At 62.8% G+C, this 17,503-nt stretch carries 18 protein-coding genes and 1 pseudogene; 17 read left to right on the plus strand and 2 right to left on the minus strand.

Annotated elements, in window-relative coordinates; genetic code table 11:
• The 14 genes from JQK15_RS20050 to JQK15_RS20115 all read left to right on the plus strand — a co-directional run bounded on the left by JQK15_RS20050 (position 1) and on the right by JQK15_RS20115 (position 9,534).
• Positions 1 to 690: a hypothetical protein gene (locus JQK15_RS20050; protein WP_214867205.1), complete on the plus strand. Its 690-nt coding sequence runs from the start codon at positions 1 to 3 to the stop codon at positions 688 to 690.
• Positions 690 to 1,523 carry a hypothetical protein gene (locus tag JQK15_RS20055; RefSeq protein WP_214867208.1) on the plus strand — a complete coding sequence of 278 codons (834 nt, stop codon included), beginning with the start codon at positions 690 to 692 and terminating at the stop codon, positions 1,521 to 1,523. The genes JQK15_RS20050 and JQK15_RS20055 overlap by 1 nt, the downstream gene beginning before the upstream one ends.
• Positions 1,520 to 2,752 carry a hypothetical protein gene (locus JQK15_RS20060; RefSeq protein WP_214867210.1) on the plus strand — a complete coding sequence of 411 codons (1,233 nt, stop codon included), beginning with the start codon at positions 1,520 to 1,522 and terminating at the stop codon, positions 2,750 to 2,752. Before JQK15_RS20055 ends, JQK15_RS20060 begins: the two co-directional genes overlap by 4 nt.
• Positions 2,749 to 3,243, plus strand: a complete 495-nt coding sequence (locus JQK15_RS20065) for a hypothetical protein (protein ID WP_214867213.1) — start codon at positions 2,749 to 2,751, stop codon at positions 3,241 to 3,243. Before JQK15_RS20060 ends, JQK15_RS20065 begins: the two co-directional genes overlap by 4 nt.
• 7 nt (positions 3,244 to 3,250) lie before the next feature.
• Positions 3,251 to 3,730, plus strand: coding sequence for a hypothetical protein (locus JQK15_RS20070; protein ID WP_214867215.1), 480 nt, complete (start codon positions 3,251 to 3,253; stop codon positions 3,728 to 3,730).
• A 25-nt stretch (positions 3,731 to 3,755) separates the two neighbouring features.
• Positions 3,756 to 4,253 carry a hypothetical protein gene (locus JQK15_RS20075; RefSeq protein ID WP_214867217.1) on the plus strand — a complete coding sequence of 166 codons (498 nt, stop codon included), beginning with the start codon at positions 3,756 to 3,758 and terminating at the stop codon, positions 4,251 to 4,253.
• A gap of 102 nt (positions 4,254 to 4,355) precedes the next feature.
• Entirely contained in the window at positions 4,356 to 4,928 is a 573-nt protein-coding gene (locus JQK15_RS20080) for a TetR/AcrR family transcriptional regulator (protein ID WP_251007891.1), read from the plus strand.
• Positions 4,929 to 5,022: 94 nt separating this feature from the next.
• Positions 5,023 to 5,931, plus strand: coding sequence for a hypothetical protein (locus tag JQK15_RS20085; protein ID WP_214867221.1), 909 nt, complete (start codon positions 5,023 to 5,025; stop codon positions 5,929 to 5,931).
• A 12-nt stretch (positions 5,932 to 5,943) separates the two neighbouring features.
• The gene (locus tag JQK15_RS20090) at positions 5,944 to 6,618 is read left to right on the plus strand and encodes a lysozyme inhibitor LprI family protein (protein ID WP_214867223.1); all 675 of its coding nucleotides are present in this window, start codon (positions 5,944 to 5,946) and stop codon (positions 6,616 to 6,618) included.
• Between the two features lie 40 nt (positions 6,619 to 6,658).
• Positions 6,659 to 7,162 (plus strand): hypothetical protein, encoded by a 504-nt coding sequence (locus JQK15_RS20095; RefSeq protein ID WP_214867225.1) that lies wholly within the window; start codon positions 6,659 to 6,661, stop codon positions 7,160 to 7,162.
• Between the two features lie 2 nt (positions 7,163 to 7,164).
• A complete protein-coding gene (locus tag JQK15_RS20100) occupies positions 7,165 to 7,725 on the plus strand; it encodes a hypothetical protein (RefSeq protein WP_214867227.1) in 561 nt (186 codons plus the stop codon).
• Positions 7,722 to 8,078 carry a hypothetical protein gene (locus JQK15_RS20105; RefSeq protein ID WP_214867229.1) on the plus strand — a complete coding sequence of 119 codons (357 nt, stop codon included), beginning with the start codon at positions 7,722 to 7,724 and terminating at the stop codon, positions 8,076 to 8,078. The genes JQK15_RS20100 and JQK15_RS20105 overlap by 4 nt, the downstream gene beginning before the upstream one ends.
• A gap of 5 nt (positions 8,079 to 8,083) precedes the next feature.
• Positions 8,084 to 8,611: a DUF4189 domain-containing protein gene (locus JQK15_RS20110; RefSeq protein WP_214867231.1), complete on the plus strand. Its 528-nt coding sequence runs from the start codon at positions 8,084 to 8,086 to the stop codon at positions 8,609 to 8,611.
• Positions 8,611 to 9,534 carry a hypothetical protein gene (locus JQK15_RS20115; protein WP_214867233.1) on the plus strand — a complete coding sequence of 308 codons (924 nt, stop codon included), beginning with the start codon at positions 8,611 to 8,613 and terminating at the stop codon, positions 9,532 to 9,534. Before JQK15_RS20110 ends, JQK15_RS20115 begins: the two co-directional genes overlap by 1 nt.
• Positions 9,535 to 9,554: 20 nt before the next feature.
• Here the strand turns inward: JQK15_RS20115 and JQK15_RS20120 are convergent, their stop codons facing one another.
• The gene (locus JQK15_RS20120; RefSeq protein ID WP_214867235.1) at positions 9,555 to 10,130 is read right to left on the minus strand and encodes a hypothetical protein; all 576 of its coding nucleotides are present in this window, start codon (positions 10,128 to 10,130) and stop codon (positions 9,555 to 9,557) included.
• A 735-nt stretch (positions 10,131 to 10,865) separates the two neighbouring features.
• Here JQK15_RS20120 and JQK15_RS20125 point away from each other — a divergent pair.
• Positions 10,866 to 15,146 (plus strand): annotated as a pseudogene (locus JQK15_RS20125) (strawberry notch-like NTP hydrolase domain-containing protein).
• 67 nt (positions 15,147 to 15,213) lie between these two features.
• On the opposite strand, the gene JQK15_RS20130 reads toward JQK15_RS20125, so the two are convergent.
• Complete coding sequence (locus JQK15_RS20130) at positions 15,214 to 16,152, minus strand: Ros/MucR family transcriptional regulator (RefSeq protein WP_353047232.1); 939 nt, start codon at positions 16,150 to 16,152, stop codon at positions 15,214 to 15,216.
• 194 nt (positions 16,153 to 16,346) lie between these two features.
• On the opposite strand from JQK15_RS20130, the gene JQK15_RS20135 reads away from it, so the two are divergent.
• Both JQK15_RS20135 and JQK15_RS20140 read left to right on the plus strand, forming a co-directional pair.
• Complete coding sequence (locus JQK15_RS20135; RefSeq protein WP_214867239.1) at positions 16,347 to 16,832, plus strand: hypothetical protein; 486 nt, start codon at positions 16,347 to 16,349, stop codon at positions 16,830 to 16,832.
• On the plus strand, positions 16,825 to 17,487 hold the full coding sequence (locus tag JQK15_RS20140; protein ID WP_214867241.1) for a hypothetical protein: 663 nt from the start codon (positions 16,825 to 16,827) through the stop codon (positions 17,485 to 17,487). Before JQK15_RS20135 ends, JQK15_RS20140 begins: the two co-directional genes overlap by 8 nt.
• Positions 17,488 to 17,503: the final 16 nt, after the last annotated feature.

Here is a 17,503-nt window from a genome sequence, read left to right on the forward strand (position 1 = left end):
ATGCGTCCAAGTCGCACGCCCTGGATAATCGCCTTCGCAGTCGTGGGGAGTGCGCTCACCCATGCCGCTGCCGCCTCCATGCACGCGCAACCGAGCCCTCTGCGGGAATTATTGCTCCGGCTCGCTGAAGGCGCGCCGCCATCGCAATGGCGCACGATTCCTGGCGTGCGCTGGCGCACATTCCTTCCGCCCGATGCGCCGCAGGGGAACGGTCGGCTTGAATGGCAGGGGCAGCTACGCCTCCAAGGCTTCGGCGAGGTGATGGTCCCCAAGGGCGTGGGCGCAGACAATCGCGCCGTCAAGGCGAACGAAGGCGATGCGCGCCTCCTTGTGCAGGGGGATGCGCGTGAGGGCGTTCGCACCATCGAGCTGGTCAAATATCATGCCAGCGCGGATTATGCCGGCGTTCTGCGCCGGCAACTGCGGGGCCGCGACAAGGTCGTGCTGGTCGCCGATGGCTGCGCAACGGACCGCTATGGCGAAGGCAATGATCCAGGACGCACGGCGATCTACCGGATCGATCTGGAGGCAACGGCCATGCCGGTCTATGCTGAGGCGTCGCGAGACGAAGCCGGGACGCGCTACAGCCCCGGCGAGACCATGCTGAGTTTTACCAGAAAGCGCCCGTCCGACCATCACATGGCGCGTATGGGCTGCTCGATCCATAAGGCGGAGGATCGAGCCCGGTGATGATCGCAACTTTGCTCGTCGGCTGTGCCCTACCAGACAATGCCGCTCTTCAATCCGTCCAAACGCCGGTCGTCTCTTGCGGTGCAGGAAGCGTGCCGCCAGGTGCTGCACATTACGCGCTGGCCAGTGGGCGGCAGACGAGCGACACTCAACATGCCGCAGAAGACCACATAGATCATTATGGCGGATGCGATGTTCGCCGGCTCATTCCTGGGCATTTCAGGCTTGCAGAGGTAGTATCAGGAGATGTCGACGGCGACGATCGGGAGGACCTGCTGGTCATATCGCAGGCGAGAAGCCCCATGCCGACGCCCCCGCGCGGCACGTCCTCGCAAATCGAGCGCCAAGGTTCGGCCCCTGCGCGCGAAGAGAACCTCAACGGCTATCGCCTGACGATCGCTCGGCCGCGCCAGGACGGACCGGACTGCGAAATCGTGGCAACCGACGAAAGCCTGATCCCCGCGCGTGAACACCGCAATTTCGAAGACGCATTCGATGGCGCTGAAATCCACGATGGCGTCATCGTCATCAAGCTGCGATTCTTCATGGGAATGGGCAGTTGGCGCGCGGAAACTCGGACGCTGCGCTTTCGCCGCGATGGCCGGGGCTTCCGCCTGATCGGCGTCGACAGCACGGAGTGGATGCGCAACAGCGGCGAAATGACGAAGCGGAGCGTCAACTATCTGACCGGCCGAATGCGGACCGAAACAGGCAATATGGGAGACGAGGGAGAGGGGCAGGTCCGTTGGTCGCGGCTTGCCCCGACGTCGCCGGCCTATTTCGGCCAGATGGGCGCAGGGCTTTCCTATCCCCTGCCTGGGGATGTCCAGTGAAACTGGCCGCCACCTTCGTGGCTGCGGGGGCGGCGCTGGGATTGCTGTCCCCAATCGTTGCGCCGAATGCTTACGCCGCACCGGGACGCGAGCGACAGACGAGCGCCTGTCCTGCGGGAGACTTCGCCTCGTTCCTCAACGCCTATGTCCGCAACCCCTCTATCCGGCCGCGTTACACCGCGCCGACCGTGCGTTTCGTCACCCCTGACGCGAACCGGCAAGTCCCACTTACGGCATATGCCGACACTTTCCCGCTGGAATTCGTCGGCGTGCACTATCGAACCCAAAGCCGTCCAGGGGAAGTCGGACGTGACGTCACGATCACGACCAGCTACGCAACCGGCCCGGTACACCCAACCGGCGAAACTGGCGCGCCTGCGCGCTCGTCGCCTGTCTGGCAGGCCGACTGGATCAAAGCGCGCTTCGATGAAGATCACCCCGAACTGGTCGCGGAAACCTACGACAAGCCCAATCGCCTGACATTCGCGCGCGCTGACGATGGCTGCTGGCAACTGATCGAAGATGCCCGCGACGTGTCGCGATCGGCTTTGGCTGCCGGGCCGCAATGGCTGTCATGCCATTTGCGCGGCGATGGTTTCGCCGAACGCTACCGAGCCGGCCCCGCCGGTGACAGAGTCGCGGCTCTCGCCTGCCATGTGCTGGAGGCTCGCATCGATGCGGCGCTGAAAAGCGATGATCTGGCCGCCCGTGCGCTTTCCATCCGGCAACGGATAGCCATGCTTTCCAAAGCCAATCCCGCGCTGCGCTCGCCAATCGCGACAGATGAACGCCGCTTCCGCCGCAGCCTGATGCGTGAAGTCGATTCGCAGGTCGACGAGAAGACGTTGAGGAAGGAAGACCGCCAGTATCTGGAGGGGAGGCTGGATGCCTATCTGGCGGGCCTCAATCGCACGCAGCCGCGACGTTCGAGGCCCGTCGGCTTATGGCGCAATGTTTCCGGCGAGATGCTTTTTGCAGGGTCGAATGGCGGCTACGACGTCGAGGGCTGGGCCGCTGAACCCGAGATGTTTGGCTGGACCTGCGAATTCACAGGCACCTTTCGCCAGGAGAATGGCCAGTTGATCCACAAAGGGACGGAAGGTGAGCATATCTCGCTTCAATTGAAGGATGGGCTGCTTCACGTGGCGGACGAGGGACGCCGTCCCCAATGCGGCCTCATGGGAACCTTGTCCGGCATCTATTTTCCCATTGAGAAGGACAGGCGATGAAAGCAGGTAAGTTATATCATCGAAGCGCAGCGCTCGTAGCCGCGGTGGCCCTGGCGCTGGGTTCACCCCCGGACGTACGGGCACAAGGACGTGCCCAAGCGCCCGCCGTCGCGGCGTTGCGGGTGCTTTCGACGCAGGGGTGGAACCTCCGCACGCCTGAAGGTGCTGCGTTCCAGCGGCGCTTCCTCGCCGAAGGAACCGGCCTGGCGCGACAAAATGGCTGCCTCGACGACGAGCGGCTGCCGTTCGATCGACTGTGCCAGTCCTACGGGACAGACGACGAAATGCCCGACCTGATGGTCGGCATCAAGAACGAGCATATCTTCGCCGCCATCCTCCCCGGGACGAGCGGCCAGGCTCTGGGCAAGGACTGGCGATGCAAGCAGGTACTCCACGACTATTATGCGGTGTGCTTCCCGACCGATACCGATATCCAGACCGAGATGCGCTGGACCGATCAGATCACTGCTTTCCTGGGCTCGCTGGGATGAGGAGAGGATGACTGCATTCTGTCGCGTCGGGGCCATTACGATTGCCGGTTGGCTGCTGACGGGGGCGGTCCCTGCTGGATCGGTCGCGGCGGGTTCGCGGATGATCGAGGCAGATGCCGCGTTCCTGCGCGAAGTCTATGCGCTGAAGGCGGAGCAGTCGGTTCGTCTCGACCGCTTCGTCGCGATCGGCGAAAAATGCAGGAGCATCTCCGATGAGGATGCCGCGACGATCCGCGCCCGTAGCCGCGAGATGCTGGAAGCGCATGCGGCGGATTTACCGGAAAAAGAGCGTGATTGGGCACGCGGCTATCTTCAGGGGCTGCGGGTCGGCGCGCTGCGCGTGGTCGACTTCGTCGACTCCATCCAGGCCGATGCCTGCGCTCGCTTCGCCAAGCCCGGCGGCGCGCTGATGAGGATCATGACCTGGACGAACAAGCCGCAGCGGATGCCCGACGGAAGCGTGGCGCCTGCGCGTATGACGCCGTGACCCGCCAGTTCCGAAAGGATAGCGCATGAGATTCCGAACGTTCGCACTCATTGCGGCAGCATTCGTCCCTTCACTTCTCCTGCCGGGACAATCGTCGGCCCAACGCGTTTCCGTCCAGGAAGAAATTCAACAAATGCAGGAAAGGCTCGAGCCCGATCCGCTTCGCCGGATTTTCAAGGCGATGGCCGTCCAGACTGTCGCGCTGGAACGGCTTGCAACGATCGGGCAGCTTTGTCGCATGGTTTCGGATGAGGACGCGCAAGCGATACGACGTAACGCGGCCGGGATCCTGGAGGCGCACAAGAACGCTCTGCATCCAGAAGATCAGCTATGGGCCGGGACCTATCTCGAGGGCATGCGCATCGGCGCTACGCAGTCGGGCATTCTCAAGGAAGACAGGGACGAGGCGGGCTGCGGCCGCTTCGCCCAAGCCGGTGGCGCTCTCATGCGGGTCATGACGTGGACGGACAAACCGCAATATACCAAGGAAGGCCTGCTGGCATCGCCACGCATGATACCCTGATTCATTGCTCGATCATGACAAATTTGGACGGCGTTCATTTTCTGGCCTATAGCGGACGCAATGGGACGTCGAGCAGATCATAGCCGGGAAGAATTGCATCACATGCTCGTGGTGGAAGGCCACAAGCATATGGCGGAAGTGGGCTTTGCCCGCTTCTCCGCGCGAGAGGTCGCCAAGCGCATAGGCTATTCGGTCGGCACAATTTACAATGTCTTTGGCGACTATGATCACCTGATCATCGCGATCAATACCCGCACTTTTCGGTTGTGGGCGCAGTTCATGCGCGAGGCGCTTGAGAAGGGCGGCACGGACCGGATCGCGACCCTGGTGGAGTGCTATTTCGCCTTCGCGCGGTCGAACCGCAAGGCGTGGACGGCAATCTACGATCATCATCTGCCCAGCGACATGGAGATGCCGCAGGAGCATGACTGGCTGCGCAGCGAATTGACCGAGATCGTCGTCACGGAAGTGCGCAATGCCCTTCCGGAACAGGCGCGCACCGGCGCGGGCAGCCTTGCGCGGTCGCTGATCGCCATCGTTCATGGTCACTGCGCATTCGACCTGAGCGGCAGCTTTCGGCTCATGGGCGAAGCGGCGCCTGTCGACATGGCGCTGGCCCGGGTCCGTGAAGTGCTCGCCGCTGCAGCGGATAAGGCCGCCGACGCCCCCAATTAACCACTGTCGATTTTATATTGAACAGTGGAGATTTAATTGATAGCTAGATCCTGTATTTGCGAGTCCCTTTCAACTGCGCAAAGGATCGTGCCGGATGAAATTTGCGATCAATCCTGCCCTGCTCGGATTTTGCCTTTTGTCGGCATGCTCGGCGGCGAAAGAATCAGAGGCTTCGCAAGATTCCGCTGCTAGGAGTGCGTCTTCCCAGCAGCGTTCTGAGAATGCGGCCGAACATATCTTTCAGGTAAGCGTCGCCAGCTCGGTCCAGGGCGTGGCGATCGAAAAGCTGACGCGGCTGCCAAAAGCACCAGCCAGCGGCGATCGCACCGCCTGCGAGGGTACCTGGATCAAGCCTCAAACCCGGGTCGGACGACAGGTCGCCGCGGCCGGTTGGCGCGTGACCGGCGAAGCGCGGATTGGCGCTTATCAGGCTGTCAGTTTCGCCGGCGATTTCAATCAGGGCACCAGCGGATCGTGCGATGTGCGTCACGGCAATGTCGGCTTTTTCCGGGACGACGCGCTTGTGGCGATCGCCTATGCCCCAGCTTCGGCGCAAACGACGATCGGAAGCTTCGAGTCCAAGGGTTCGGAATCGCAGCGGATACGGCTGTGGGACGGGGATATCTCTCCACGGCCGATCGCGGACGTCGAAGTGAGCAGTGACGGCGACATCGCCGTGCAGCCGGTCGCTGGGCAGGACAAGGTCTGCAAGGGGCACGCGGCCGTCCCGAACATCTTCGGGCAGCCGATCAGCCAGGCGCGCGCTGCGGTGCAGTCTAAGGGGTGGCAGCCGATAATCCAGCGCGCTGACAGAGATCCGGAACTTGGAGTTGCGGAACGCGGATATACCGACCGCTTTCCTGAAGTCGAGAGCTGCGCCGGCACGGGATTTGGGTATTGCAACTTCGAGTATCGGCAAGCGGCGGGCACGTTGTCTGTCACGACGGTCGGGGACGGTGACGACCCGACCGTCTCCCATTATCGTGTCGCTTGCGCCGAGTGAGGGGCGTACATCATGACGAAGTCTCTCGCAGCCCTTGCCATCGCGGTCGCCCTGGCAGTCCCGCACGCTCCGGTGGCAGCGCAAAGGCAAGGGTCATCACCCTCGTTCGATTGCGGCAAGGCCCGTTCGCCGGTCGAGCGCGCGATTTGCGCAAGCGGCGAAGCTGCCCGTCTCGACTGGCAGATTGGGGAACAGTTCGGACTCCTGACCCGGCTGTTGGACAAGGGCGCTGCCGCAGCGTTGCGTGAAGATCAGCGCGTTTTTATTACGGTTCGCGACGAGCTTTACGAGCCGACCGAGAGCGGACGTACGCGCTTGCTCGCGCAGCTTCGTGCGCGCCGGGACCTGCTTGCCGGGATCGTCGTCCCTCCCGAGGGATCTCGCTCGCTGGAGGGACGTTGGCGGAATATCGCGGGTGAAGCGGCTATTACCAAGGAGTCTGATGGAACACTGTCGCTTGGCGTGAACACGGCTGAGCCAACGACCGGACGCTGGGTCTGCGAGCTGGGTGGCGTCATCGAAGGTGGGTTCGTGAGCACGAGTTCCGACATGATCATCGAACCCAGGCGCGTGGGTGCGGCTCTGAAGATCGAGGAGCATTCTTCGCCGAACAAACGGGGCACCCGCGACTATTGCGGCCTCAACGGCTATGTCGAGGGCACCTATTTCCTGTGGCGCAAACCATGAAGGCCCGCGGCCGATGAAAGGTGCCACCGGGAGATGGCTCATGGCGGCGGGGCTGGGCATGGCGATCGCATGGATCGTGGGCAGGGCGATCTATACCGTGTTGGAATATGCGGCCGGGCTGTCGACACCGCCCGCGATGATCACGATCTCTAATGGCCGACAGGTGGTCCCCATCGGACCGGCCAAGCTGGCCCGCGACTTGCCGTTCGTCGTACTGCTATGCCAATGTGCGCTGGCCTTCGCGGCCGCTCTTCTTCTCCAGCGATCACGCAACCTGATGCGACAGGTAGGCTGGGGCTTACTCGCCTTCGCCGCAGCGCTTCTTCTCACCTGGCTGCTGCCGCTGATCCAACGGGGGCCGCTGTTCTCGCCGATCCGTAAGGAGGATATAGAAGAGCTTTTTGACCTTAACTATGCCCCTTACCTCCTTCTCTATGTTGGCTCTTATATATTGCCTGCCATCGCAGCAATCATCTGCGGCATCTGGCTGCTTTGCAAAGGCGCAGCGCGATCGGCACCGAATTGTGTGAAAGAGGAAGCGTGACGATGAGAATGCGTTTCGTGTTGCTCACCGCGAGCATGGCCGCCGCGACACCAGTCTCGGCAGCATCCCAATTCGCATGGTACCTCATTGGTGCGGCGGGAGAGAAACCCAACCGCGTGGCGATCTATGCCAACGGCATGAGTATCACGCGCTTCCCCAATCCGGATACTCAGGGCAGCCGCGAACTGCGCAGCGTGGAAACATCGGAGGTTCAGGAAGCGGGCAACGGCCCCTACGCTATCCACTATCTCTATCAGGTCGACTGCGGTGCGCGGAAGATCCGGACGATGACGCGCGAGCGACGGTGGTTGCGTGGTCGCGAGCAACGCCCGCCGGAAGTGACCGTGACTGATGTGCGCCAGTCACCTTGGGAAACGCCGCCCGCCAATCATGCGCGCTTCCCCATCATCGAATTCACCTGCACCCCGGCCGAACGCCGCGATGAAAAGCGGATGCTTTACGTCACCAATGCCGGAGAGCCGGTGGCGTCGAACTGGAACATGTTCTGGCGCGACAGCCCGCGCTTTGCCGAACTGGTCGCGCTCAGCAAGGATGACCGGTGAAACGCGCCGCGATCGCGGCCGCCCTCGCGCTTGTCGCAGGTGGTGCGACGATCCTTCTGGGAAAGGACCTTCGAGGCTGGTCACCAGGCCGCGAGATTGCCGCTGATACACGTATCGAACCCACACGCGGGGGCCGACCGTCGTTCTCAGTCGCCGCGTGCGTGCCAGTCACCATCGGTTATGATCTGCCGCTGGCCGACGAGCCCACCGGACATGCTTCGCTCGAAGTGATCACTTGTCGTAGCCGGACAGGCGCAGCGAGGATCGCGCTCATATCTGTTTTCGTGGCCGGCGCCGTGGTCTTGGCCGGTTTCATATTGCGTCGCCGTTCGACAAACCGGGAAGGAGAATGATGTCCATGAAACGTCTCGTGCCAGCGCTTCTCTTGTTGCAGCCCTTCTCGCCGGTCGCGATCCTCGCCGCCGCACCCGCCGCGGCGCAGACCGCATGCCCCGGCGGTGTATCGCCGGGCGATCCGCGGTGCGGGCCGGGCGGCGGGAATGGCCTCTGGACGGCGCCACCGGAATATCAACCCCGGTGGCGCTACAAGAACCGGTTTGGCGCCTATGCCTTCGGCTTCACCAAAGAAGGGCGCGTGTTGGGGATCGCGACGGGCCGCAAGACACGGGGCGGCGCGGAGAAAGCGGCGATCGAGCATTGTCAGGCGCAAGGCGGGAGCGACTGCCAGATGATCGTCTGGTTCGGCAACAACTGCTCCGCGCTCGCCTATCCCGTCGACAAGGGCGCTTACACCTATTTTGATAGTGATGGTGGCAGCGAGCGGGATGCGGCGACCAAGGCGGTGCGTGCATGCGCCAGCAAGAGCGGCGTTCCCTGCGTCCCGCTCGCTGCCTTCTGTGCTGGGACCGAATGGGTGTTTGGCTGATGAACTTGCTTTGCCAACTCACCCTGATGCTGCCCGTGGTGGCGATGTCGGCCGCGTGCGACGCCTCGCCGCAGCATACGGCGCCACAGCATCAGGCGAAAGCCCCGGTCGCTGCCGTTCGGCCCGGTGCGCCCGTAGCTGAGTCGGCTCCGCCATCGCCACAGGAGGTCCTGCGCAATATCTACATGGGGCAGGGGCCGATGCCCTGGCGCTACGAGACGAAGAGCGGCACCTATCATGACGACGAATTCGAAAGCGAAATGGGCTTTTGGAAGGCTGTCGAATTCACGCAGGATGGTCATCGATACTTCACCGGCTTCACGTACAAGACGCCCGATGGGCCTTTCAATGACCCGAATGAGGCGCCGGGCCCGATCAGCATCGATCAGGCGACCTTTCTCCACGACAATGAGCGCTGGCGGATCGTCGATACTGGATTTGTCGGTGAACTGGAAGTCAATCGCTCCAGTCGTTGGCCCAGAGCGGATTCGCACAAGGCCATTGCGGATCATGCCTTGGCCGACGGCAGGCGATTGATCGCTATCCCGACCAGGGAATTTCAGAATGGCGTGGATCTTTCCGCCTATCTCATCTTCCGTTTCCAACCTCAAGGCATGGCGCCGTCGACGCGGAGGAAGCAGGGCTACCCCAATGGAGGGTGGTCGCTGATCGGAACGATACCGGTCGGTGAGGACAACGGCGCAACATGTGATGGCGGGGCGGTCGTGCCATGCATCGCCAACGGCGGCGCGCTCCAGTTCAGGCCCAATGACGCCGAGTTGCCCGACATTCACGTTGCACGGACCGGAACGGAGATCGCGGCTCCAGGCAAAGCGCGTCGCGTGGTGCCGACTGATCACCTCCTCTACCGGTTTGATGTCACTCGGGATGCATACGTGCGGCATGGCCAGTCCGGAGCCTGAGGGAGAGGGAGAAGCGGGCTTTACGCCCCGGTAATAAAGAACAGGCCCCGTTCCCAGAGCCACGCCTCGATCTCATCAGTTGTCTTCTTGCCGGAGTTGGGCGCGTCGAAGACCTGGACTCGGGTCAAAGCTGCGACCCGCTCAGGAAAAAGCCTGTCGCGCTCGGCAGGATCGTCTTCGGGTTCGTAGATGAGATTTTTGAGGACATGATAGGCCCGCGTCGAGAGGGCGACGCCGTTGGGCTGCTCCGCTCGCCTTTTCTCCCGTAACTGCATCTGAGCGATGAGCTGCCGCACTCGGTCGACGCTGATCCCGAAGGTGGCGGCGATGTCGCGCATTGTTTTTCCTTCGGCCTTCATCGCGAGCATCTGCTTCGGTCGCTCGTCCACATCTTTGGCGACTGCCTTCGGCTTGCGCGGCGCGGGTCGCCGTATTGCCATCGCGCGATAACCATCCCAAAGCCGGATTTCACGAACATTTTCTCGTTTTAGGATCTCCACGGCCCGCGCTTTGGCGGTGTCGAAGTTCTGCGCGTCAACAAGGCTCATCGATGGTTTGCCGGTTTCGAACACATAATGGAACGCAAACGCCGGCATAGATCGATCTCCAAAAGATGATCCTGAGTTTCCGACAAAACCGGCGCGTTATCAACGCGCCGATTACCACAGTTTCTAGGCTGTTTAATCGAAGTACATGGTAGAGAAGCACTGCACCTATCTTGGGCCGTACTTAGGACGGTTCCTTGACCAGCGCAGCATAGCCGATCGAGATAGCGCCACTCGCCCTCACGCGGAGAGCGGCGCGCATATGGGCTATTCGTAAGAATAGCTGTCGTGTCCGCCCCGAAAAGCTCCGACGATGCTGCCACCGTCCTAATAGCCGGTGATAATGCCATGCGGCGCGGATGCTCTTGATCAGTCACCTGCGCGCGGCGAGCAGCTTCGCACCGATCAGCAAGCCCGCGAGGAAGGCGATCGCCGCACGCAACGGAGTCATGGAAAATGCCAATGCACGACACGCGATTCCATCGCGCCACGATATCCCCATGCAACAGGATAGACCTGCCGCTAGCGCGCTCAATGTGCCAAGGTCCTCATCACATCTTCCGAAGCACTAGCATTGCAGTTGGTCAAATGGAGGGGCGGGAGTGGCTGTGTTCCCGTTGCTTCACCAAGGCAGCAGGAAGGCGGTGAGCACGGACACCACTGCACGGTCCCCCTCGGACCCGGTCCAATTTTCCGCGCAATATCTGACCGCGCAAATCCGACCGCCCCAAAGGAGAAGAGCGGGAAGGGGACAGGAGGATTGTCCTGTTGTCCCAAGAGGTGCCCATGAACTTGCCCCAACTCGCCCTGTCGCAGACCCAAGACAGCGCCACATGTCTGTCCGAGGTCGCCCGCTCTCTTTCCCACCGCCTGCGGGGTAGCGCCGCCGTCAGCCGCCAGAGCCTCAGGCGCTTGATGACCGAGGCTTTCGACGACGACGATGCCGGCGGGCTCTGGTCGATGCGCGATGCCTATGACGCATTGGAAACGGCCCAGGTCCTGCTCCTCGCCGATCCGCAAGGCTCGCTCCTTGGCGGCACGCCCGCCGACATATTCGAACGCCTACGGCAGTTCGAGCGCGGCTTGCCAACCCAGACCTACCGCTCAGAAAAGCAGGTCGATCTCCAGCAGTTCAGCACGCCGATTACCCTTGCCTGGCTCGTGGCCATGGCGGCGCGCTGCCGACCGGACGATATCCTACTCGAACCCTCGGCCGGCACCGGCATGCTGGCCGTCCATGGCCTGCGGGCAGGCGCGCACCTGCTTCTCAACGAACATGATCCGGCGCGCGCCGACCTCCTGTCCCGTAGTCTCGGTCAGACTGTTACCCGCCATGACGGCGAACATATCCAGAATCTGTTGACCGGCGAGCGGCAGCCGACGCTGGTGCTGATCAACCCGCCCTTCAGCCGCAGCGCCGGGCGCGGGATCGACCGTCATGCCGGCGCGCGCCATCTGCGCGCCGCACTGGCGTGCCTGACCCCTGGCGGGCGATGCGTCGCCATCATGCCCACCAGCTTCTCGCCTGAAGGGTCCGCGGCGCTTGGCTATAATGCCGTCGCCGAACTTGTGCCGCCCCGCGCCGAACTCACCATATCAGGCAGTCCCTACGCCAAGCATGGCACGGGGGTCGATGTGCGGTTGCTGGTCTTCGACAAGGGATGGACCGGTACGCCCGAGCGCCACGTCGCGGGTGACATCGAAGCGGCGTTGCGCCTCGTGCTTGCCATGCCCGATCGGCTCGATCCCCTCGAGCCGCCGCCGCTTGCCCCGCCGCCGGCCGCCGCTGCACCCCGCTCCCTTGTCCCTGCCGCCCAATCGCCCGACATGCTCTTCGCGCGCATGAACGGCCAACGGCTTACGCCACCCTCCCGGATCGCCGCCACGGCGGATGAGGCGCGACCGATTATCTATACCGCGCATCAGGCGCCGCTTGCGCCTGGCGAAACCGTGGGCATTTATTCGCCCTGGCGCCTCGCGCGGATCGCAATCGAGGATGCTTCCCGGCATCCCGACGACCTGGTCGAATCCATCGCCATGGCTTCTGTGTCGCTTCCGGCGCCCAGCTATCGGCCAATGCTCCAGGACCGCGCGATCAAGGCGCTGTCGGAGGCGCAACTCGAAACCATCATCTATGCGGGCGACGCCCATGAGCGCGATCTTCCCGGTCGCTTCTCGGCCAATCTCGCCGGCGATCGCCTGATCGAGGACAAGGACGGCCACCTCTATCGCACCGGCTTCTTCATCGCCGACGGCACCGGCGTCGGCAAGGGCCGCGAGGCGGCCGGCACCATTCTCGACCAATGGAACCGCGGCAATCGCCGCGCGATCTGGATTTCCATGGCTGACCTGATCGAGGACGCTCGCCGCGACTGGACGGCGCTGGGCGGCCTCGCCATCGATATCCAGCCGATCGCGAATTTCCCTCTCGGCAAACCGATCACAATGGAAAGCGGCATCGTCTTCCTGACCTATGCCGCCCTGCGGTCCGCCCGCCATGACACGGCATCGCGCCTGCAACAGTTGCTGGATTGGACCGGCGATGACTTCGCCGGCGTGATCGTCTTCGACGAGTCCCACGCGATGGCCCATGCCGGCGGCACGGAAACCGATTTCGGGAAGGCTCAAGGGTCGGAACAGGGGCTGGCAGGCGTCCGGTTGCAAAATGCCCTGCCACGGGCCCGCATTCTCTACATGTCCGCCACTGGCGCGGCGAGGCCCGAAAACCTCTCCTATGCCGTTCGCCTCGGCCTCTGGGGACCGGGCACGGCCTTTGCCACGCGCGACATGTTCATGAAGGCGATGGAGGAGGGCGGCATTGCTGCGCTTGAGGTCGTTTGCCGCGACCTCAAGGCGATGGGCCTCTACACCGCCCGGGCACTGAGCTTCGCGGGCGTCGAATATGAGCCGCTCGAACATGTGCTGACGCCCGACCAGATCGCGATCTACGACGCCTATGCGGATAGCTGGAGCATCATTCATCGCGGGCTTCGCGAAGTGCTGGCCGAGATCGGCATCGTCGACCGAATATCGGGCAAGACGCAGAACGCCCGGGCGCGCGGATCGGCGCTCAGTTCCTTCGAATCTGCCAAGTTGAGGTTCTTTTCCAGCCTCCTCGTGAGCCTGAAAATCCCCTCGCTCATCAGGGCGATCGAACAGGAACTGGCGTCGGACAACGCCGTCTTGGTGCAGCTTGCGAGCACGGGTGAAGCCATCATGGACCGGCGGCTCTCCGAACTCACCGCCGAGGAGCGGGCCATGCTGGATGTTCAGGTCTCGCCCAAAGAGACGCTTATCGACTATTTGAAGAATGCCTTTCCCATACGCCAGATGCGGGTCTTCCGGGCTGACGATGGCGCCGTGCGCGCCGAACCGATGACCGATGCCGAAGGTAATCCGGTATTGTGCAGACAGGCGATCGCCGCTCGAGACGCACTGATCGAGGATCTGTGCGCGCTTCCGGCGATACCCACCGCACTGGACGCCCTTATCGCGCATTTCGGAACCGATCGCGTCGCCGAGATCACCGGACGTTCGCGGCGCATCGTGACCGACGTCACCGGAAAACAGAAAATCGAGAGGCGCGGCGCCCGCGCCAATGTCCTCGAAGTCCAGGCATTTCAGAACGGAAGCAAGCCGATCGCCGCCTTTTCGCTCGCGGGCAGCACCGGCCGATCCATGCATTCCGACCGGAACTGCCCGACCGCCCACCGCCGGCGCGCGCATTTCCTTCTCGAGCTGGGCTTCCGCATCCTTTCTGCCGTACAGGGCTTCGGGCGCAGTCATCGCACCAATCAGATGACCGCGCCTGTCTATCGGCCGCTCACCACCGATTGCCGCGGCGAGCGCCGCTTCCTCAGCACCATCATCCGCGGTCTCGAAGCCTTGGGCGCCTTGACCAGGGGGCAGCGCCAGACGGGATCGCAAAATCTCTTCGATCCGTCCGACAATCTGGAATCGGACTATGCTCGTGACGCACTCACGCAGTGGTTCCATCTTCTCTACGAGGGGAAGCTGCGGAGCGTCTCGCTCGACGCCTTCCAGGCGATGACGGGGCTTGAGCTGTGCGACGATGGCGGGGAACTGCTCGAGCGCCTGCCTCCTATCCATCGCTGGCTCAACCGGATCCTGGCGTTGCGGATCGCCACCCAGAACAGCATATTCGAGGAGTTTCTGGGACTGGTCGAGGATCGCGTCGAAGCAGCGCGCACGGCAGGCACACTGGACCTGGGCATCGAGACCATCCGCGCCGACCGCATGGATCTGCTGTCCGATTAACTCTTGCGCACCGATCCCGTGACCGGGGCCGAGACGAGGCTATTGCGCCTGGAACTGCATCGGCGGCCGCCGATCACCAGCTGGGCGATGCTCCAACTCGAATGCAAGGATGCGGACGATATCGCCTGGCTTCGCAATGCCCGCTCCGGCCGGGTGGCACTGCGCGTGCCGACATGGCCGGGGCAGGATGAAGAGGGCAACTGGATCGAGCGATGCTATCTTCTTCGCCCCACAGGCCAGTCCCGCATGGAAGTCGCGGCCCTGGCGGCCGGCCACTGGGGCGAGATCGAGCGCGACACATTCCAGCACCTCTGGGACCAGGAGGCCACTGAGGCAGGCAAGAATCTTCTGGTCGAGACGATCACCCTCGCCACCGGTCTGCTATTGCCCGTCTGGAACAAGCTGCCCGAGGATGATGTGCGGGTGTGGCGGATCGACGATGGCGCCGGCACGTCCATCCTCGGGCGTATCATCCATCCTGCCGCCCTCGAACGGCTCGAAAGGGAGTTCGGGCTCGATGGCGGCATCGCCCTTGGTCCTGACGAAATCATCGCCGGCGCGCGTGCTGGGACCGGCGTTCCGATCCCCGGACTCGGAACCGCAAGGCTCGCACGGGTTCATGTCAACGACAGTCCCCGTCTCGAGATCCGGGACTATCGCCCCGAAGATCGTAACTGGCTGAAGGCATGCGGCGCATTCAGCGAGGTCGTGCAATTCAAGACCAGATTGTTCCTGCCACCCGAACGGGCGCGGGACATCCTTGCCAGGATTATCGCCGAGCGCCGCTGATCTCGGCTCGGTAACGCACCGGACAGGCGAAATGCGGCGCGTTTCCGCCGCACTTCGCCGAAGATCATCATTCCGCCGGTGCGGGCACCTCCGCCTCGCCCGCATCCTGCTTGGCCGCCGCAGCACGCCGCCGAGGCGCCTTCGGTTTCGTGGCTGGAGCGGCCTTCACGGTTGAGGCTTTCGTTGTGGCCCTCTTTCTGGCCGCCGGCTTTGCAGCTTCCGCCGTTGCCGGAGCAGCCGCAACTTCCTCTGCGGGCGCCGGCGTCGGGGCTTTCGCCGCAACCTTCTCCTTCGCCTTGGTCGGCGTCTTCTTCACAGCGGATTTCTTGGCAGCCGTTTTCTTGCCTGCCGGCTTTGCTGCGGCGGCCCCTTCGGGCTGTGCAGGTGCAGCTACCGGCTCCGACGTCGGTTCAGATGCAGCGGTCCCGGCCGCATCGCCCAGATCGGCAAGAGCAGCCCTGACACGAACACGCCGGGACTTTTTCTCAGGGACAGGGGCCGCCTCGGCCACCGGTGCAACCTCCGGCACAGTCGCCGAAGCCCCTGCCGCTTCTGTCTCGGCCACAGGCGCTGCTTCGACTGCGGGCGCTTCAGCCGCGGACTGTGCGCCAATACGCCGTCCAAGCCCGAGCTGCTGCGCGACGGCACGTCGATGCTCCGAATAGGCCGGCGCGATCATCGGATAATCCTTGGGAAGATTATAGCGTTCGCGATATTCCTCCGGTGTCAGCCCGTTGGTCGCAAGATGCCGCTTCAGCGTCTTGTAGGGCTTGCCGTCCAGCATGCTGATGATGTGCTCACGCGAACCGAGGCTTTTGCGGATCGACACAGCCGGAACATATTCGGGCGCCGCCGGCGTCTCCACCGTGGCTTTCCGTTCCAGCGCGTCACGGGTCGCTTCGATGATCCCGGCAATGTCGGCCGCCGGCACCTGATTGTTCGAGAAATAGGCGCTCAATAACTGCACCGTCATGGCGGTGAAATCGGGCTGCTCGGTGTCGGCCACGTAAAACTCCCTGAATTGGAAGGCCATGAATATGGCGGTGATTGTGGGGAAGAACTTGGGAGCAACAGCTAAGCGGGAAAGCGCTGCTCATGCAAGCACCCTGTGCATCACGCGCATGGGACCGAAAATGAGAAGGGGAGGAAGAGGGGAAGATCAGGACCGATTGAAGGCCTTGTTTCCATGAAAGGCGAACCATGGCCGACCGCGTATCCGCCCACATCATGATTGGCGGCGTGCTTGCCCGCTTCGCATATCCTCAACTCATCAAGGCTATAGGCAACGATAATCCCGCTATCGATTGGGATGGCACGCCGTTCAGTCCTGAAGATCTACCCACCGATACGCCACTCGCGCTGATGGATCATGACGTCGCCGATGGTCGTTTCGAAGAGATCGAAGATGTCTTTCGCCGTCATGGCCTCCACTATGTTCGCTGGTCCGGTGGCTATCCCGGCAGTTTTCCGTCTGTTCGGGTTATTTACCTAGGCCATGGCGAACCACAACTGGTTCTGACAACCGAGGAGGACGAGCAAGTCATCCCGATTGAACGCATCAGGGAATTGGGAAGTGTCGAGGCGATCGAAGCGGATTACCGGCTTGCACGCATGAATCCGCCCCCGTTGATCCTTGCCGACGACGATCCGGGCGATCCGGCTATCTCGGAGACCCTCCATGGCTGATCATCATGTCCAGGGATCCTTCGCCTTCACTTGCACGGCATCTGAAAGCGCGCTGCTCGAGGAGGCGTGGCAGCATGCTGCCGACCTGCTGGGTGACTTCACGCCGGGTGAACCGAGCGCGGAGTTTCTCGCCGCTTTCATGCCGACGGACCTCGGCAATCCGTTCAACGGCCTGCTCGGGCTCTTCGATGATCCCGCCTTTCCCGATTTCGGCGCGGAGATCGAAATTGAGGGCGGCGTCGACTGTGTCGTCTCGATCTACGGAACCACGGACTTCCAGCCAGGCCCGATCGCCGAACTCATCCGCCATTGTTGCCTGGAGAGTTTGAAGGCCCAGCCCCTCGGCTTCGACTGGAGCTACAGCTGCTCACGTCCCCGTCGCGACAGCTTCGGGGGAGGGTGGTGCGCGATTTTCGCCGATCATGTCGAGTTCGAGACCACGCAACAGCGGCTGGCGCGACGACTGGCCATATTCGCTACCGCGCCAGTGCGAGACCCACCCGATCCATGGGTCGACGACCCCGACCATCCTTCCGTCGACTGGATCGCCGAGGTCCTGAATGGCGACACGCGCCTTGGTTATCTCGACTGGACGCTCGCCCGGATTGAAGCAGGCGATAGCGCCGATGCCCTGACGGTGCCGCCGCCGGCCTGACCGGCACACACCACAA

The organism is Sphingobium sp. BHU LFT2, assembly GCF_018604485.1.
Classification (GTDB): Bacteria; Pseudomonadota; Alphaproteobacteria; order Sphingomonadales; family Sphingomonadaceae; genus Sphingobium; species Sphingobium yanoikuyae_A.

Coding starts and splice junctions, on each gene's coding strand:
- JQK15_RS20050 (WP_214867205.1), top strand. CDS start 1: ATGCGTCCAAGTCGCACGCCCTGGATAATCGCCTTCGCAGTCGTGGGG.
- JQK15_RS20055 (WP_214867208.1), top strand. CDS start 690: ATGATCGCAACTTTGCTCGTCGGCTGTGCCCTACCAGACAATGCCGCT.
- JQK15_RS20065 (WP_214867213.1), top strand. CDS start 2,749: ATGAAAGCAGGTAAGTTATATCATCGAAGCGCAGCGCTCGTAGCCGCG.
- JQK15_RS20070 (WP_214867215.1), top strand. CDS start 3,251: ATGACTGCATTCTGTCGCGTCGGGGCCATTACGATTGCCGGTTGGCTG.
- JQK15_RS20075 (WP_214867217.1), top strand. CDS start 3,756: ATGAGATTCCGAACGTTCGCACTCATTGCGGCAGCATTCGTCCCTTCA.
- JQK15_RS20080 (WP_251007891.1), top strand. CDS start 4,356: ATGCTCGTGGTGGAAGGCCACAAGCATATGGCGGAAGTGGGCTTTGCC.
- JQK15_RS20085 (WP_214867221.1), top strand. CDS start 5,023: ATGAAATTTGCGATCAATCCTGCCCTGCTCGGATTTTGCCTTTTGTCG.
- JQK15_RS20090 (WP_214867223.1), top strand. CDS start 5,944: ATGACGAAGTCTCTCGCAGCCCTTGCCATCGCGGTCGCCCTGGCAGTC.
- JQK15_RS20095 (WP_214867225.1), top strand. CDS start 6,659: ATGGCGGCGGGGCTGGGCATGGCGATCGCATGGATCGTGGGCAGGGCG.
- JQK15_RS20100 (WP_214867227.1), top strand. CDS start 7,165: ATGAGAATGCGTTTCGTGTTGCTCACCGCGAGCATGGCCGCCGCGACA.
- JQK15_RS20110 (WP_214867231.1), top strand. CDS start 8,084: ATGAAACGTCTCGTGCCAGCGCTTCTCTTGTTGCAGCCCTTCTCGCCG.
- JQK15_RS20115 (WP_214867233.1), top strand. CDS start 8,611: ATGAACTTGCTTTGCCAACTCACCCTGATGCTGCCCGTGGTGGCGATG.
- JQK15_RS20120 (WP_214867235.1), bottom strand. CDS start 10,130: ATGCCGGCGTTTGCGTTCCATTATGTGTTCGAAACCGGCAAACCATCG.
- JQK15_RS20135 (WP_214867239.1), top strand. CDS start 16,347: ATGGCCGACCGCGTATCCGCCCACATCATGATTGGCGGCGTGCTTGCC.
- JQK15_RS20140 (WP_214867241.1), top strand. CDS start 16,825: ATGGCTGATCATCATGTCCAGGGATCCTTCGCCTTCACTTGCACGGCA.